We start from the raw sequence: 16,603 nt of genomic DNA, 5'->3' as shown, positions 1-16,603 counted from the left end.
GCATGCGGCCGTTTCGCCGTCCGCCCGCCGACCGCCCCGCGTCGCGCATGCCGGCCCGCGACGTGCGCTTCGCGATCGACGAACGCATTCCGCGCTTCTGGTATCGCGGCACGTGCCATGTCACGCGCTTCTTCGACGCGTTTTCCGTGATGTTCCCGCTCGGCGAGCGCTTCTTCATCGAAAGCGTGCGGCCGTTTCGCGACCACGTGGGCGGCGATGCATCGCTCGCGGCCGACGTCGACGCGTTCGTGCGGCAGGAAGCGTCGCATATCCGCGTGCACCGGCTCTACAACGCGCGCCTCGCGTCGCAGCGGGTGCCGGTCGACGCGCTCGAAGCGCTGCTCGAAAAACGCCAGCGCAATGCCGCGCGGCAGGTGTCGCCCGTCACGCGGCTCGCGCTGACCGCGTGCCTCGAGCACTACACGACGATCCTCGCGCACCGCCTGCTGAGCGACCCGGCGATCCTCGACGGCGCGGACCCGACGATGGCGGCCGTGTGGCGCTGGCATGCGATCGAGGAAACCGAGCACAAGACGGTCGCGTTCGACGTGTTCGCGGCGGCCATGCCGAACGCGGCGCGGCGCTACGTCGTGCGCTGCGCGGCCATGCTCGGGATCTCCGTCTACTTCGTGATCGACCTGATCTATTTCGTGTACCGCCTCGTCGCCGTCGACGGGCAGACCTGGAACCTGCGCGGCTGGCTGCAACTGCTGCGCTGGCTGTTCGTCGCGCCGGGCATCTTCACGCGCGTGATGCCGATGTGGCTGTTCTGGTTCTCGCCGCGCTTCCATCCCGATCGTCTCGACAGCGACGCGGCACTGCGCGCGGCGCGCGCCGCGCTCGAACCGTACCTGGCCAGCGCCGAACCCGAACCGGAACCGGAGTCGCACGCATGACGCGCGCGCCGTGGACGCCCGACGGGTTCGACGACTGGCGCCGCCACTATCCGGCGACGCCGTTCGCGCGGGCCGCAGCGAACCTCGACCGGACCGACGCATTCATCGACGGCTGGACACGGCGTACCGCCCGCCTGCCGCTGACAACGACGGTCGTGCTCGTCGCCGGCCTGTACTCGGAATGGTTGCCCGGCTGCAATCGCGGCGCGCGGCAGACGCTCGGCGCGGCCGGCTATCGCGTGCTGACGGTGCCCGTGCGCTCCGCGCGCGGCGTGTTCGATCAGGGCGCGCATATCGGTGCGTACCTGCGCACGCATCTGCCGGCCGGCGGTGAATTCGTCGCGCTCGCGCACAGCAAGGGCGGCATCGACACGCTCGCCGCGCTCGTCGGCGATCCGGCGCTGGCAGCGCGTTGCGCGGGCCTCGCGCTCATGCAGCCGCCGTGCGGCCCGTCCGCGATCGTCGACACGATCTTCCGCCACGGCATGCCGCCGCATGCGGCCGCGCCGTGGCCCGACCGCATCGCACGCCGCATGTTGCGCACGCGCTGGGCCGACGCCGGCACGCGCGACATCAGCAGCCGGCGCGATCCGCGTGTCGGTGCAATGCTGGCCGCGCTGCCGCGCGACCTGCATCTCGTGCATGGCGTGAGCTGGTCCGTCGAGGCATCCACGCGCTTCGATTCGCATCACGGGCGGCTGAACGGGCATCGTCCCGGTTGCGCGCACGACGGGCAGTTCTATCTCGAACACCAGGTGATGCCCGGCATCCCGCAGGTCTGCGTGCCGCGGCTCGACCACGGCCAGCCCGTGCTCGGCGGCCTCGGCTTCGACGCGGGCCGCTTCTGGCTCGCGTTCGCCGACCTGCTGCACGTCACGCGCGCTCAGACCAGGTAGATCTCGAAACCCGGCACGCGGCCGGCCAGCAGGCCGTCGATCGGTGCGGCCGGCTCGCCGGTCGACAGCGTATAGAGATCCATCGGCGTACGCGCCGCGGAGTAGCGCGCGAGCGCCGGCCCGAACGGATCGCCGTCGTACAGGCACAACTGCATCAGCGCATGGCTGTTGCGCACGCGCAGCCACGCGGCATCGAGCAGCGCCGCGAACACGGACGGATCGCGGTCGCGCACCTGCAGGTGCGTCAGGTAGACGTCGCGCAACGGCTCGCCGGGCGCGGCAATACGCGGGCGGCGCAATGCGGGCGCGAGTGCGTTGAATGCGACACGGACCGCCTGCAGCGGCAACGGCAGCCGTTCGAGCACGATCCGTTTGATATCGCCCGCATCCCACGGCGCGACGCAGCCGAGCAGGTTGTCGTGCGCGTCGAGCGCCAGCAGGAACGCGCCGAGGCCGAACGATGGCCACGTGTCGAGCCGCCGCGCGAATTCGTCCGCGGAGAACACGCCGCCGAACGGCTGGCGGCGCGATTCGGCATCGAGAAACGCGCGCAGTGCGTCCGCGTGATGCGGCTGCGCATCGACGATCCGCACGCCCGGCACGCTGCGCGGCGCCGACGACAGCCCGCGCTGCGCATAGATCGACACGTTCTCGTAGCCGTGCCAGTGCGCGAAACGCAGCCGGTTCTCGCGCCGCGATCGTGCCAGCGACTGCACCGCGAGCCGGTTGTCGCGGATCATGCAGCAATACGCATGCTGCACGCCGGCGTCGGCGCGCAGCGTCGCGAAGCGTTCGCGCACCGAGTCGGTCCACTCGCGCGACAGCCGGCGGTCGGGCATCAGCCGCAGGTCGCCGAGATAGGCGACCGGCTGCGCGCGTTCGCCGAGATAGCCGTCGCGCACGACGAGGCTCGCGAGCCCCTTCAGCGCCGCGCGCTCATCCTCCGCGAGCCAGACTTCGTGATGCGGCGCGTGGCAGCGATGCAGCGCGAAGTAGTCGGGCGCACGATCGAAGCGCAGCGGCAGGCTGCCCTGCATCGCATGGCGGGACTGGAAATCGAGGATGCGCGCGTTGTCGACCGGTTGCGCGAGACGGATTCGCATGCGCGCGGCTCACGCGCCGTCGAATAGCCGGCGCGCGAGCGGCCGCAGGTTCGACGCCGACAGTTCGCACAGGCACACGAGTTCGTCGCCCTGTGCGTAGCCGGGGTTGCGTGCGAGGAAGTAGTCGACGTCGGCCAGCCGCCGGTGCGCGGCCGGCACCTCCGCGAGCGCGGGCGTGAGCCGGCCCTGCGGCGTGTCGAACGACAGCAGGCCGGTGGCGGAATCGTACGCGTGCCCGTAGCGGCTCGCGGCCAGGTAATCCATCAGGTCCTGCGTGGACGGTGCGGTCAGGTTGTCGGCGCGCGGCGCGTAGTCGCGCGCGAACGCGCGCAGGTAGCGATAGGTGCGATGCCCCTTGCAGATCAGGAACCAGTACAGCGGCACGGCGGGCGCCTGCCGCCATACGTCGCCCGCGTGGCGGATCCACGCGAACGCGAGATGCTGCGTGCCCCAATGCGCGGGATCGATGATCGTATCGCCGGAAAAGATCACGCGGATCGATGCGTCGCGCCAGCGCGTCTCGTACTGCTTGAGCGTCGAGAAGCCCTGGATCGCGCCGCCGCTGTCGCGCAGCACGATGCAGTGCGTCTTGTCGCCGAGGTCGTGGTCGAACTGCGCACGGACCGTGTCGCAATAGGACGCCGCATACAACGAGAACATCCGGTCGATGTCGTCCGGGCCCAGGGCCGCACGTTCGACGGCGGTGGCACGCAACTCCATCGGCTACTCCTGCAAGACTGAACAGCTTGCTATGATAGCCCGTTACCCGCCCGCTCCCGCCATGTCCAACGCCGTTTCCCGCCAGGATGCGAACGACGCGCCGATCGCCCGGCCATGGCTGCTGCTCGTCACCTATCTCGTCGTGACGGGCGCGCTCTACTTCTTCGTCACGCACCTGCCGCTCGGGCCGGTCACGGTCATTCCGGCGGGCGCGTTCGATCGCGCGATTCCGCTGCTGCCCGGCACCGTGCCGCTTTACCTCAGTTACCTGTTCGCCATGCCGGCGCTCATCTGGCTCGGGCGCGGCCGCGCATGGCTGCTGCCGGCGTTCTTCGCCGGCGCGCTCGCTGCCAGCGTTTGCCTCGTGTGCCATCTGCTGCATCCGACCGCCATCGCATGGCCGCCCGCTCATGACAGCTGGATCGCATGGCTGCAACGAATCGATTCGCCGCTTGCCGCATCGCCGAGCGGGCACGTTGCGCTGCCGGTCGCAATCGCCATCGTGCTGCTGGCATTGCGGCGGCGGTCTGCGGTGCTGTTCGTCGCGTGGAGCGCGCTGCTGATGGTGACGGTCCTGACCACCGGCCAGCATCGCGCCGCCGATGTCGCATGGGGCAGCGCGATCGGCCTCGCGGCCGGCACGTTCACGCTCGCGTTGCTGCGCGCCAGAGTCGACCTGCGCACGATCGCGGCCGCGCTGCTCGAATGGGCGTGCATCGTCGTGGCGATCCGCGTGGCCGTCGCGCTCGGCGCGTGGTACCTGTATGCGCTTGCGGTGCTCGTCATCGCGACGCGGCAGCATGCGCTGTTCATCCTGTATCACGACGCGGCCCACTATCACCTCACGCGCCGTCGCGGTTTCAACGACTTCCTGATCAACGTCGCGATCGGCGTGCCGGGGCTCGTACCCGTCGAGTTCTACCGCCCGCTGCATCTCGCGCATCACCGGCATCTCGGCACCGCGCAGGACCCGGAGCGCCAGTTTCTCTATCACGGCCAGCCGTGGCGGTTCCGGCCGCTCGACGCATGGCCGCTCGTGCGGCAGTTCCTCGGCGACCTGCTCGTGCTGAACATGGTGCGCAACATGGCCGCGTTCCGGCGCGCGGGCGGGCAGAACACGCGGCTCGGCCGGCCGTTCCAGGCAGCCGCGGCCATATGGGTGGTCATCGTCGCGCTTCTCGTGTGGGCCTGTTCCGCGCGAACGATCCTGCTGGTCGCGGCGCTGTGGTTCGTGCCGCTGCTCACGCTGTCTGTCCTGCTGCAGAAGATCCGCAGCATGGCCGAGCACAGCGGCGGCCCGCATGCGACGCCGGGCTGGGCCGACTGGACGTATTCGTGGCGCACGGGCTGGATCGGCCGCGTGTTCGTGTGGCCGTATCACATCAACCTTCATCTGCAGCATCACCGGAATCCGGCGGTGCCGTGGCATGCGTTGCCCGACGCGATCGACGCACACGAGCCGCAACTCGACGCGCCGGAACTGGCCCGGCTGCTGTGGTCGGGTATCCCGCCGAAGCCGTGACTGGCGACGGCATGCGCGATGTCGCGCGCCGTCGCCCCTTCCCCGTTACTTCGCGATGTACACGCCCGACGTCGGGCACGTGCCCTGCGTATTGCCGTCCGTCACGAGCGATGCGGCGCTCGGGAACTGCGCGGTCGCATTGGTCTTCACTGCGATCCACGCTTCGGTGAAGTAGCTGACGCCGTTCGTCTTCGTGCACTTCAGCGACACCGCGCTGCGCGTATTGCTGCCGAATGCGCCTTCGAACGCCGACAGCAACTGGTTACGCGTGACCGTCTTGCCCGCGTTCGCCTGCAGGAACGTGTTGAACGACGTGTTGCCGAGCCGGCTGATCATGCCGGACGCCTGGTTCCAGTACGCATCGGGCGTCGCCGAGTTCGAACAGGTGCCGTGCTTGAACCACTCGTGCTTGTCGAGGCACGACGCGACACCCGGCATGTACGTCGACAGCGAGTTGCGGGTCGCGCTGCTGATCGGGTACGCGTCCATGCTGCACCACTGGTGTGCGTTGTCGAGATCGATGTCGTTCTGCGGCACGCCGCAGTAGAACGGCTGGTTGCCGTCGTATTTGTTCGGCCACAGGCCATGCAGCGACAGGCTCGTCGCCGCATACGTGCCGGCGAGGTTCGTGCATTCGGGCGTGTCGTGCGACGCGCAGAAGCCGGGCTCCCACGACGCGGCGAGCAACAGGTAGTCGTAGCTGGTCTGCGCGGAGGCGTGCAGTGAAGCGGAAGCGACGGCGAGTGCGGCAACGGCGCGGGCGAGCGTCTTGAGCATGGCGTTTCCTCGGAAAAGGCTTGCGGTCGCGGGATGCGCCGCAAGATTGTCGAATGTCTGCCCGCGATTGTTGCCGACACAACGTGGCACGAATGTGAAGGTGGACGAATGATGTGCTGCGGTACGCGTGCGGGCACGTACCGTCGCGGTGCGCGACCTCACGCGGCTGAAGCGCGCCGCCCTCGCGGCGGCCCGCCGTCGCTCACGATCCGGCGCCCAGCTGCGTGCACGCGCGCGTGATCGATTCGGGACCTTCGAGCGCGAGGATCTGCCACACGCCGATGCTGACGCGCTGGCGCGCCGCCGTCGACGCATCGGCCAGCAACGCCTCGACGCGCGGTGCGGCGTCCGGCGCCTGCTGCTTCAGCGCCGCGTGATGCCGCGCGCGCGACGCCGGTTCCGATTCGTACACGTCGCACAGGCGCACCATGCCGGCGAGCCCGGCGAGGTCGTCGTCCTTGTCGATCGCGCCCGGCTCGACCGGCGCGAGCCCCTTGCGCTCCGCCGCCGGCAGCTTGCTGCGCGCGCCTTCGTCGATCGACGTGGCGGATGCCGGCGGCAGGCCGCCGATCGCCGCGACGATCCGGCTGCCCGCGGCGATCATGTCGCCCTGGCACTCGATCTTCTCGGCGGCCGCGACGTTCGAGCAGAACGACACCGACGTCCGGTACACGTCGTTGCTCATGCGCGGCACTTCGTCCGCGCTCGCCTGCGCGAAGCCGGCGCTCGTCAGCGCCAACGCAGCGGGAATCAGGATGCGGAATGCTCTCGTCTTGTTCATTGTTGTTTGCGTATGGGGGTTCTCGTGGCGGGCAACATCGCGCGGCCGCACGGTGGCGGCTGCTGTGACGCCGGGCCCGCGTCCGGCGGCACGCGATCACTTCATCGACGCCGCCTCCGATCCGCCGGGCGACAGCGCCGCGTTATCCTGCTCGCGCCACGTGCGGCGCGACACCATGATCGCCTTCACGGCCGAGCGCGCGACCTTCCACCACGCGAACGGCCGCGGATCGGCGAGCATGCTGAGCGCGCGCGCATAGTCGAGCGTGAGCCCGGGTGTCCACGCCATCGTCACCGCGCGCTTGCGGATCTGCGCGGCAACCCACAGCTCGGGCGTGAGCAGCAGCCGCACGAACGCGCCCCACCCGGCACGCGCCCCCTTCAGCCGCCACACCGCACCGTCGAGCGCGGCTTCGAGCGCGTTCGATACCGTGCTCGAGCAGTTGCGGTACGTGAGGTTGTACGTCACGTTCTGCCGGTACGACGACCAGAAGGCATCCAGCTTCGACGGATCGTAGTTGCGGATTCGCACGCGCACGGTCGACGGGCACCACGCCTTCGACTCGGTCGCATAGTCGGGCTGGAACAGGCCCGGCACGTCGTTTTCGCGTGTCGCGCGCAGGATGCGCGTGAATTCGTCCGGAGAACGATCGATTTCGACGCCGGGATACAGGCTGATATAGACACCTTCGGGCGACTCCAGCGCCGCGTGCCCGGTCGAGATCACGCCGTTCACGTCCACGGCCGCGATATAGCGGTCGATCACCGGATAGCGCTGCGCTTCGGCCTTCGACGTGCCGGTCGGCGTCCACACGTGCACCGTGAGCGCATGCTCGCCGTCGGCCGGCGGGCCGTCCCATTCCGATTGCGCGAACTGCGGCGGGTCGCGCGCGTCGTCGAGATCCGGCGCAAGCGCCGGCGCCGGCGAAATCGCGAACGCCGGATTGCGCGTCAGCCGCCGCACGCGCGCGGCAAGGTTCAGCATGTGCATCCCGCCGAATATCAGCAGCAGGCCGAGGCAGTACGGCACCGTGCCCGCATAGTGCGTCGGGTACGGCTGATAGAAGAAGATGGCCAGCAGGATTTCGACGACGCCCCACGCGAAGGCGACGTTCCAGCGGCGATAGCGCACCATCCACGCGGCGGTGCACTGCAGCAGCCCGTCGACGAGGAACAGCGTGCCGAAGATCATCGACAGCAGGAAATGGCCGTGGTGGTGCCCCGCGAACACGAGCCCGGCGGCGACCACGACCACGATCCCCTTCACGTAGCGCAGGATGCGCTGCCCGCCGACGCCGCTACCCGCCACCGCGAGCGTCGCGAGCCCCTCGATCAGGAACAGCCAGGCAAAGATCTGGATCGGGAAGTGCAGCGCGCCGTCGAGCGCATCGACGAAGATCACGACGCCCGCGACGACCCACACCCAGCCGAGCACGGTCAGCCCGCGCCAGCGCGTGCGCAAGTATTCGATGCCCAGCAGCAGCAAGACCAGTCGTACCATCGCGCCCTCTCGTCATTTTTTCGGGATACGCGCTGGCCACGCGTTTCCTGTCGTTTCGACCGCGTGTCGTGCGACACACCGGCCGAAAGGCGGTAATTCATACCGGCGCGTCATGCCTCGACATGACCGTTGGCGGCCGGTATCCCCCCGCACTGGCCGAATAATAAGATATGGCGGAGACGGTTGAAAGCGCGACGAAAACGTTGTCGGTACGGCACGGAGGGCGGCCATCGACTGCTGCCGTGGCAGAGACCCCGTTCGACAACGCGCGGCGGATACGCGAGAATCCGGCTTCCGAGGGCGAAAGCCACTGAACCGAACCGCACCAGACGGGACAACAAGAAATGAGCACATCGATCACGCGCCGGCGCCTGCTGGCCGCCGGCATGGCCTTGAGCGGCCTCGCACTGTCCGGCTGTTTCACGCCGGCGCTCTACGAAAACCACGACGAAACCTATGTCGAGCACGTTTCCGCTTTCATGATCACGAAAGACGGCAAGAAGCTGGTGGTACTGGGCGAACGCTATCACTACATCTTCGATCTGCCGGACAAGCTGCGCCCGGTGCTGACGGCCAGCTACCGCAAATCGCTGCACACGTCGTTCGGCAGCTTCCGCGTCGACGGCAGCGACGTGACCGGCCAGTACCGCACCGTTCTGTCGAAGGATGCGCCGGACGACGAGCGTCAGGCGGCAACCGCCGACGGCTTCAGAACCTCCCGCACCCAGATCTCACTCGACGGCAACGTCGTCGGCAAGCGCTATTCCACCGAGGGCTTCACGCTGAAACCGGACAGCACCGCGCAATCGTTCAACGAGCGCTATACGGTCGCCATCGACGAAGCACCGTCCGCCTTCGCGAAGGGGCTCCGGATCCTGGCCACGCCGGTCACCGTGGCAGCCGACGGCGTGCTCGTGCTGGGCGGGATCCTGCTGCTGCCGGTTGCCCTTATTTCGCTCAAGGACCGGCCAATCGCCGGGTTCTAGGCCTACCCTGTCCGTCATGGCACCCGGCCGACACGAGAAAGAGGCGCATCGACATGCATGACCCGTCGCTTCATCCATCCGCGCTCGGCCCACAACTCAAGCGCTGGCGGGCGCTGCACCGCGTCAAGCAAAGCCATGCGGCCGAGTTGTTCGGCGTCGCGCAATCGACGATCTCGCGCTGGGAAGCCGGCCTCCAGCAGATGTCGCCCGACGAGCGCGCGACCGCCGAGCGGCTGCTCGCCGCGCGCCTCGATTCAGCAGGCGATCACGCACTCGCGCGGCTCGTCGCGGGCGGCGCGGGTCGCATGCATCTGGTGTGCGACCTCACGCACCGCCTGCTTGCCTCTTCTCCGGCGCGCGCGGCCGAATTTTCGCAGCCGCTGTCGATGCTGCTCGGCACATCGCTGTGGCGCTACGCGACACCGGAGATCGTCCGCATGGAAGCCGCGCTCGATACGCTCGGCTGGCATGACCATGCGGGGCCGCCGAGCGTCGAATTCGATACCGGCACGAATGTGTCGCGTGTCGTGCCGATCCGCGGCAGCATGTGTCGATGGACGCGGATGACGTTGTCGGACGGGTCGGCCGCGCGGCTCGTGGAGACGCTGCAGGATGCGTAATTGCCGGGTCACGATGAAGAACCGCACACCGGCAACGGCGCGGCATACTTCAACGTGTCCGGCACGCCACGCAAAAGACGCGAACGTAAATGGCAGCACGCCCAGGAGACATGCCCCATGTCGACGTTTGTCATGCGAGAACTCGTAATCGTCGCGTTCATTCTCTATACGGGCGCCGCCGTGCTGGTCGCGCTGCGCTCGGGGGTGGCCAACGCCGGCGGCAGGCGCGTGGCGCGCCGCAGCAGCCCCTACCTGTTCAGCCTGATCGTCGTTGTTCAAACGGGTTTCTTCGCGCTGTTCTGCTGGGCCGGGCTGTTCGTGAAGTAGCGGCGCGACAAAGCGCCCCGATCCCGCCCCCACCACGCATATTTCATGCGTGGACGAACCGCACCCACCCGCATTACGCTAGACGGCTCATCGCAAGGAAGCCGACCATGACCCCCGATACGATCCACGCGCGGCTCGCTTTCCTGCGCGAAGCCGAACGCCTGAAGGATGTGCTGCGCAGCGGCTATACGTCGTCCGGGCGAGCGGAAAGCACGGCCGAACACAGCTGGCGGCTGTGCCTGATGGCGCTCGTGTTCGCCGACGCGCTACCCGGCATCGACACGCTGAAGCTGCTGAAGCTGTGCGTCGTCCACGATCTCGGCGAGGCGCTGCACGGCGACATTCCCGCGATCGAACAGGCCGCGCACCCCGACAAAAGCGCACAAGAACGCGACGACCTGCTGACGCTGACCGCATCTCTCGCCCCCGCACAGCGCGACGAAATCGTCGCACTGTGGGATGAATACGAGGCGGCCGCGACGCCGGAAGCGCGCGCGGCGAAGGCGTTCGACAAGCTCGAAACGATCCTGCAGCACAACCAGGGCAGCAATCCGCCCGATTTCGACTACGCGTTCAATCTCGGCTACGGCCGCCGCTATACCGACGCCGCGCCGCTATTCAGCGCGATCCGCGAGATCGTCGACGCCGACACGCAACGCCGGATCGACGCGGGCGGGCCGCACGCGTAAGCTCGCGGGATCGGGCGCGCGGCACCGCACGCCCTGCTCGCACGAGGCCCGACGCATGACGCAGAACATCTACGACGACCCGGCCTTCTTCGAAGGCTACAGCCGCTTGAACCGCTCGATTCACGGCCTCGACGGCGCCCCCGAATGGCCCGCGCTGCGCGCGCTGCTGCCCGGCCTGCGTGGCCGCAACGTGCTCGACCTCGGCTGCGGCTACGGCTGGTTCAGCCGCTGGGCGGCCGACCAGGGCGCGGCAAGCGTGCTCGGCCTCGACGTCTCCGAGCGCATGCTCGAACGCGCGGCCGCGACCGCCGCGCACCCGGCGATCACGTACCGCCGCGCCGATCTCGAAACGCTCGCGCTGCCAGCGGCCGCATTCGATCTCGCGTACAGCTCGCTCGCGTTCCACTACGTCGCGCACCTCGATACGCTGCTGCGCACGATTCATCGCGCGCTCGTGCCCGGCGGCCGGCTCGTGTTCTCGATCGAGCATCCCATTTATACGGCGCCGCGCCGGCCCGGCTTCGTCGTCGATGCGCAGGGCAACCGATCCTGGCCGCTCGACGGGTACCAGCGCGAAGGCAAACGCGTGACCGACTGGCTCGCGCCCGGCGTCGTCAAGCAGCACCGTACGCTCGGCACGCTCGTGAACCTGCTGATCGGCAGCGGCTTCACGCTCACGCACCTCGACGAATGGGGACCGACGCAGGCGCAGATCGATGCGCTGCCCGCACTCGACGAAGAACGCGACCGGCCAATGATGGCGCTCGTCGCTGCGCAGCGCTGACGCACGTCAACACGCGCCGCAACACGCGCAGGGGCCTTCGCCCGGCGCTTTCACAGATCGCAACAATGACGCCGCACGGCCCCTGCTCCGGTGCGGCCTTCGCACAATTCAGCACAATTTCCACACGATTTGGCGTGATTTCCTCGCTTACCATGAGCGGCTGATTCGACTCGGCACGCCCGCGCGATGCGTACGCGGATACCGTCGCGGGCAACCTGCCCGACCTGCGACGCCGACCGGATCGTCCCGCCCGGCCGCACGCATCGCCGGCACTGCCTGATCCTCGCCGCACGCTCATGACTCAGAAGACCCCTCGCCGCCGGCGCATCGTGCTGGCTTCCCTTGCCATCGTTGCGATCGCCACCGGCGTCACGCTGAAGGCGTGCGCGCCCGACAAGCATCCGCAATACCTGTCCGCGCCCGTCTCGCGCGGCGATCTCGAGAACGCGGTGCTGGCAACCGGCGCGCTGCAGGCCTTCCGGCAGGTCGACGTCGGTGCGCAGGTGTCGGGGCAGTTGAAGTCGCTCAAGGTCAAGCTCGGCGACAAGGTCACGAAGGGCCAGTGGCTCGCCGAGATCGATCCCGTGATCTCGGAAAACGCACTGCGCCAGGCGCGCGCCAGCGAAGAAAGCCTGCGCGCGCAACAACAATCGACCGCCGCGCAACTCACGCAGGCGGAACTCGCGTTCAAGCGCCAGCAGGCGATGCTGCCCGACGACGCAACATCGCGCGAATCGTTCGAGGCCGCGCGTGCGGCGCTCGACGTGCAGCGCGCGACACTCTCGTCGCTCGCCGCGCAAATCCGTTCGGCCCGCATCCAGATCGAGACCGCGCAGGCCAACCTCGGCTACACGCGCATCGTCGCGCCGATCGACGGCGAGGTCGTCGCGGTCGTCACGCAGGAAGGCCAGACCGTGATCGCGCAGCAGCAGGCGCCCGTGATCCTGAAGCTCGCCGATCTCGATACGATGACCGTGAAGGCGCAGGTGTCGGAAGCCGACGTGATCCGCGTGAGTGCCGGCCAGACTGCGTATTTCACGATCCTCGGCGAACCGGACAAGCGCCACTACGGCAAGCTGCGCGCGATCGAGCCGGCGCCGCAGAACTACGCCGAAGCGCAGAGCCCGCTCGGCGGCGGTGCAGGCGGCGGCTCGAAGCCGAACTCGGCCGTGTTCTACAACGCGCTGTTCGAAGTGCCGAATCCCGAGCATCGGCTGCGCATCTCGATGACCGCGCAAGTCAACATCGTGCTCGGCAACGCCCGCAACGCGCTCAGCATTCCCGCCGCCGCGCTCGGCGAAAAACGCAAGGACGGCACCTACGCGGTGCGCGTGCTGCGCGCCGACGGCAGCACGGAAACGCGCAACGTCCGCATCGGCATCAACAACAACGTGCGCGTCGAAGTGCTGGCCGGCCTGAAGGACGGCGAACGCGTCGTGATCGGCGAAGCTGCCGGTGACGACCACGCGCCGCTGGCGGACGTGGTGTGACGATGCGCCAGCCCCTGCTGAAACTCGCTGCCGTCACCCGGCGCTTTCCGGCCGGCGACAAGGATGTCGTTGTCCTGAACAACGTCAACCTGTCGATCCACGCGGGCGAGATCGTCGCGATCGTCGGCGCGTCGGGCTCCGGGAAGTCGACGCTGATGAACATCCTCGGCTGCCTCGACCACCCGAGCGAAGGCACCTACACGGTCGGCGGCCGCGACACGCACATGCTCGACAGCGACGAGCTCGCGCAACTGCGCCGCGAACACTTCGGCTTCGTGTTCCAGCGCTATCACCTGCTGCCGCACGTCGACGCGGTCGCGAACCTCGAAATGCCCGCGATCTATGCCGGCACGCCGCGCGCAGAGCGGCACGCACGCGCACGCGAACTGCTCGCGCGCCTCGGGCTCGCGGATCGTGCGCATCATCGCCCCGGGCAACTGTCCGGCGGCCAGCAGCAGCGCGTGAGCATCGCGCGTGCGCTGATGAATGGCGGCCAGGTGATCCTCGCCGACGAACCGACCGGTGCGCTCGACACGAAAAGCGGCCAGGACGTGATCCGCATCCTGCACGAGCTGAACGCACTCGGCCATACGATCGTCATCGTCACGCACGACAAGGCCGTCGCGCGCCATGCGAAGCGCATCATCGAGATCAGCGACGGCGAGATCGTCGCCGACCGGCCGAACCGGCACTATGCGGAAGCGCTGGCGGAAGCGGGCGTGAATGCAGCAGAAGCGGCAGAAGCGTCCGAAGCAGCAACCGGCGAGTCACCCGCCCACGATCGTTACGACACGCCGGCGCCGCCCGCAGCCGTCGACACCGATCCGCATGTCGATACCGTCACGCGCACGCGCCGCTTCGCGGCCGGCTCCGGCCGCTTCGCCGAAGCTTGCCGGATGGCGTGGATCGCACTCGTGTCACACCGGCTGCGCACGTTGCTGACGATGCTCGGCATCATCATCGGCATCACGTCGGTCGTGTCGATCGTCGCGATCGGCGAAGGCGCGAAGCGCTACATGCTCGACGAGATCGGCAGCATCGGCACGAACACGATCAACATCTATCCGGGCACCGACTGGGGCGACAGCCGCGCCGACGCGATCCAGACGCTCGTGCCCGCCGATGTCGCGGCGCTCGCCGAGCAGCCGTACGTCGACAGCGCGACGCCCGAAACGTCGCGCACGCTGCTGCTGCGCTACCGCAACGTCGACGTGAACGCGCTCGTGAGCGGCGTCGGCGACCGCTTCTTCCAGGCGCGCGGAATGCGCTTCGCGCTGGGTGTCGCATTCGACGAGGACGCGGTGCGCCGCCAGGTGCAGGTGGCCGTGATCGACCAGAACACGCGCCGCAAGCTGTTCGGTGCGACGCGCAACCCGATCGGCGAAGTGATCCTGGTCGACAACGTGCCGTGCGTCGTGATCGGCGTGACGGCCGACAAGAAGAGCGCGTTCGGCAGCGTGAAGAGCCTGAACGTGTGGGTGCCATACACCACGGCAAGCGGGCGCCTGTTCGGGCAGCGTTATCTCGACAGCATCACCGTGCGCGTGCGCGACGGGCAGCCGAGCGCCGCCGCCGAGAAAAGCCTCGAAAAGCTGATGACGCAGCGCCACGGCCGCAAGGACTTCTTCACGTACAACATGGACAGCGTGGTGAAGACCGTCGAAAAAACCGGCCAGTCGCTCACGTTGCTGCTGTCGCTGATCGCCGTGATCTCGCTCGTCGTCGGCGGGATCGGCGTGATGAACATCATGCTGGTGTCGGTCACCGAGCGCACGCGCGAAATCGGCATCCGGATGGCGGTCGGCGCACGCCAGTCCGACATCCTGCAGCAGTTTCTCGTCGAGGCCGTGCTCGTCTGCCTGCTCGGCGGCACGATCGGCATCGCGCTGTCGTTCGGGCTCGGCGCGCTGTTCTCGATGTTCGTCGCGCAGTGGAAGATGGTGTTCTCGGCCGGCGCGATCGTGACCGCGTTCGTCTGCTCGACGCTCACCGGTGTGATATTCGGCTTCATGCCCGCGCGCAACGCATCGCGGCTCGATCCGATCGATGCGCTCGCGCGCGACTGACGCAAGGCCCGCCATGACGCATTCCTCACCGCTTCACCGCCTGGGCGCATTCACCTGCGCGGCCGCGCTGCTCGCCGGCTGCGCGGGCGCGCGCCATGAACCGCTGCCCGCCGTCGCAATGCCCGCGAACTGGGAGGCACCGGCCGCGGCCAACGTGCCCGCCACCCCACGCGACTGGTGGCGCAGCTTCGGCGATCCGCAACTCGATGCGCTGATCGACGATGCGCTGCGCGCCAACAACGACCTCGCGATCGCGGCGATCCGCGTGTACCGCGCGCAACTGCAGGCCGGGCTCGCGGATACGAACCTGACGCCCAACGTGTCGCTCGGCGCGAACGGCGCCGTGTCGCGCACGCTCGATACGCACCAGATGAGCCGGACGAGCGGTGTAACCGGTTCGCTCAGCTATGAAATCGACCTGTGGGGCCGGCTGGCCGCGCTGCGCGACGCCGCGCGCTGGGAGGCCGATGCGACGGCCGCCGATCTCGAAGCCGCACGGCTGTCGCTGATCGGCACGACCGCGTCGCTGTACTGGCAGATCGGCTATCTGAACCGGCAGATCGCACTCGGCGACGCGAACATCGCGTATGCGGTCCGCACGCTCGCGGTCGTCCGGTCGCAGCACACGGCCGGTGCCGTGTCGGGGCTCGATCTTGCACAGGCCGAACAGAGCCTCGCCGCGCAACGCGCCGCGCAGACGCAACTGATCCAGCAGCGCACCGAGAACCGCCACGCACTCGCGATCCTGTTCGACCGGCCGCCTCAGCAGCTCGCAGCCGAACCGTCGGCGCTGCCCGTCGCGGCACCGCCGGAAGTGGCGGCCGGCCTGCCCGCGAGCCTGCTCGGCCGGCGCCCCGACTTGCGCGCCGCGGAATTCCGGCTGCGCGAGTCGCTCGCGCAGGTCGACGCAACGCGCACGAGCTTCTACCCGACCTTCACGCTGACCGGCCAGGCCGGCACGTCGAGCACGAGCCTCGAGCGCGTGCTGATGAATCCGGTCGGCACGCTCGGGCTCGGCCTGGCACTGCCGTTCATCCAGTGGAACACGATGCAGTTGCAGATCAAGGTGTCGAAGACGCAGTACGAGGAAGCGGTCGTCGGGTTCCGCCAGAAGCTCTACACGGCACTCGCGGAAGTCGAGAATGCGCTGTCGGCGCGCGTGCAGCTGGAGCGCGAAGCCGAACAGCGCGCGCTGTCGCTGGCCCAGGCACAGCGCGCGGAGCGGCTGGCCGCCGCGCGCTTCGCGGCCGGCGCGACCGCCGTGCAGCCGTGGCTCGACCAGCAGCAGCGGCTGCGCGACGCGCAAAGCGCCGACGAACTGACACGCCTGAACCGGCTCAACAACCAGATGACGCTGTACCGCGCACTTGGCGGCGGGATGTCCTGACCGGCACGCCCATCGAGCCGGCCGCGCCGGCCACGCTCCACGTCATTCGCATACGGGCG

16 protein-coding genes are annotated in these 16,603 nt (G+C 68.5%); 11 read left to right on the top strand and 5 right to left on the bottom strand.

Annotated elements, in window-relative coordinates; genetic code table 11:
• Positions 1-2 precede the first annotated feature (2 nt).
• Together G3O00_RS18045 and G3O00_RS18040 are read left to right on the top strand one after the other, a co-directional pair.
• Positions 3-896 (top strand): metal-dependent hydrolase, encoded by an 894-nt coding sequence (locus tag G3O00_RS18045; protein WP_206143821.1) that lies wholly within the window; start codon positions 3-5, stop codon positions 894-896.
• Positions 893-1,792, top strand: coding sequence for a hypothetical protein (locus G3O00_RS18040; protein ID WP_206143820.1), 900 nt, complete (start codon positions 893-895; stop codon positions 1,790-1,792). The genes G3O00_RS18045 and G3O00_RS18040 overlap by 4 nt, the downstream gene beginning before the upstream one ends.
• Here G3O00_RS18040 and G3O00_RS18035 read toward each other — a convergent pair.
• Together G3O00_RS18035 and G3O00_RS18030 are read right to left on the bottom strand one after the other, a co-directional pair.
• A complete protein-coding gene (locus G3O00_RS18035; RefSeq protein ID WP_206143819.1) occupies positions 1,780-2,895 on the bottom strand; it encodes a hypothetical protein in 1,116 nt (371 codons plus the stop codon). The two genes, G3O00_RS18040 and G3O00_RS18035, sit on opposite strands and share 13 nt — an antisense overlap.
• A gap of 9 nt (positions 2,896-2,904) precedes the next feature.
• Positions 2,905-3,615 (bottom strand): hypothetical protein, encoded by a 711-nt coding sequence (locus G3O00_RS18030; protein ID WP_011354343.1) that lies wholly within the window; start codon positions 3,613-3,615, stop codon positions 2,905-2,907.
• A gap of 61 nt (positions 3,616-3,676) precedes the next feature.
• Here G3O00_RS18030 and G3O00_RS18025 point away from each other — a divergent pair, with 61 nt between their 5' ends.
• Positions 3,677-5,137: a fatty acid desaturase gene (locus tag G3O00_RS18025; RefSeq protein WP_206143818.1), complete on the top strand. Its 1,461-nt coding sequence runs from the start codon at positions 3,677-3,679 to the stop codon at positions 5,135-5,137.
• A gap of 45 nt (positions 5,138-5,182) precedes the next feature.
• Here the strand turns inward: G3O00_RS18025 and G3O00_RS18020 are convergent, their stop codons facing one another.
• The 3 genes from G3O00_RS18020 to G3O00_RS18010 form a co-directional block, all read right to left on the bottom strand.
• Positions 5,183-5,914 carry a ribonuclease T2 gene (locus G3O00_RS18020; RefSeq protein WP_206143817.1) on the bottom strand — a complete coding sequence of 244 codons (732 nt, stop codon included), beginning with the start codon at positions 5,912-5,914 and terminating at the stop codon, positions 5,183-5,185.
• A gap of 202 nt (positions 5,915-6,116) precedes the next feature.
• A complete protein-coding gene (locus tag G3O00_RS18015; RefSeq protein ID WP_011354340.1) occupies positions 6,117-6,695 on the bottom strand; it encodes a hypothetical protein in 579 nt (192 codons plus the stop codon).
• Between the two features lie 96 nt (positions 6,696-6,791).
• Positions 6,792-8,195: a DUF308 domain-containing protein gene (locus G3O00_RS18010; protein ID WP_174935111.1), complete on the bottom strand. Its 1,404-nt coding sequence runs from the start codon at positions 8,193-8,195 to the stop codon at positions 6,792-6,794.
• Between the two features lie 344 nt (positions 8,196-8,539).
• Between G3O00_RS18010 and G3O00_RS18005 the strand changes: the two genes are divergently transcribed.
• The 8 genes from G3O00_RS18005 to G3O00_RS17970 all read left to right on the top strand — a co-directional run bounded on the left by G3O00_RS18005 (position 8,540) and on the right by G3O00_RS17970 (position 16,544).
• Positions 8,540-9,181: a hypothetical protein gene (locus G3O00_RS18005; protein ID WP_206143816.1), complete on the top strand. Its 642-nt coding sequence runs from the start codon at positions 8,540-8,542 to the stop codon at positions 9,179-9,181.
• 53 nt (positions 9,182-9,234) lie between these two features.
• Positions 9,235-9,801 carry a helix-turn-helix transcriptional regulator gene (locus tag G3O00_RS18000; RefSeq protein ID WP_206143815.1) on the top strand — a complete coding sequence of 189 codons (567 nt, stop codon included), beginning with the start codon at positions 9,235-9,237 and terminating at the stop codon, positions 9,799-9,801.
• 117 nt (positions 9,802-9,918) lie between these two features.
• A complete protein-coding gene (locus G3O00_RS17995; RefSeq protein ID WP_174936802.1) occupies positions 9,919-10,128 on the top strand; it encodes a hypothetical protein in 210 nt (69 codons plus the stop codon).
• A gap of 107 nt (positions 10,129-10,235) precedes the next feature.
• Positions 10,236-10,817, top strand: a complete 582-nt coding sequence (locus G3O00_RS17990) for an HD domain-containing protein (protein WP_206143814.1) — start codon at positions 10,236-10,238, stop codon at positions 10,815-10,817.
• Positions 10,818-10,872: 55 nt separating this feature from the next.
• Positions 10,873-11,601, top strand: coding sequence for a class I SAM-dependent methyltransferase (locus G3O00_RS17985; protein ID WP_206143813.1), 729 nt, complete (start codon positions 10,873-10,875; stop codon positions 11,599-11,601).
• A 296-nt stretch (positions 11,602-11,897) separates the two neighbouring features.
• Entirely contained in the window at positions 11,898-13,091 is a 1,194-nt protein-coding gene (locus G3O00_RS17980; protein ID WP_206143812.1) for an efflux RND transporter periplasmic adaptor subunit, read from the top strand.
• 2 nt (positions 13,092-13,093) lie between these two features.
• Positions 13,094-15,157, top strand: coding sequence for a MacB family efflux pump subunit (locus G3O00_RS17975; RefSeq protein ID WP_206143811.1), 2,064 nt, complete (start codon positions 13,094-13,096; stop codon positions 15,155-15,157).
• Positions 15,158-15,170: 13 nt separating this feature from the next.
• Positions 15,171-16,544: an efflux transporter outer membrane subunit gene (locus G3O00_RS17970; protein WP_206143810.1), complete on the top strand. Its 1,374-nt coding sequence runs from the start codon at positions 15,171-15,173 to the stop codon at positions 16,542-16,544.
• The last annotated feature ends 59 nt before the right edge of the window (positions 16,545-16,603 follow it).

The organism is Burkholderia sp. Ac-20384, assembly GCF_017104605.1.
Classification (GTDB): domain Bacteria; phylum Pseudomonadota; class Gammaproteobacteria; order Burkholderiales; family Burkholderiaceae; genus Burkholderia; species Burkholderia lata.
The sequence above is the reverse complement of the archived record's forward strand: the minus strand, read 5'-3'. Positions and strand labels throughout refer to the sequence as shown.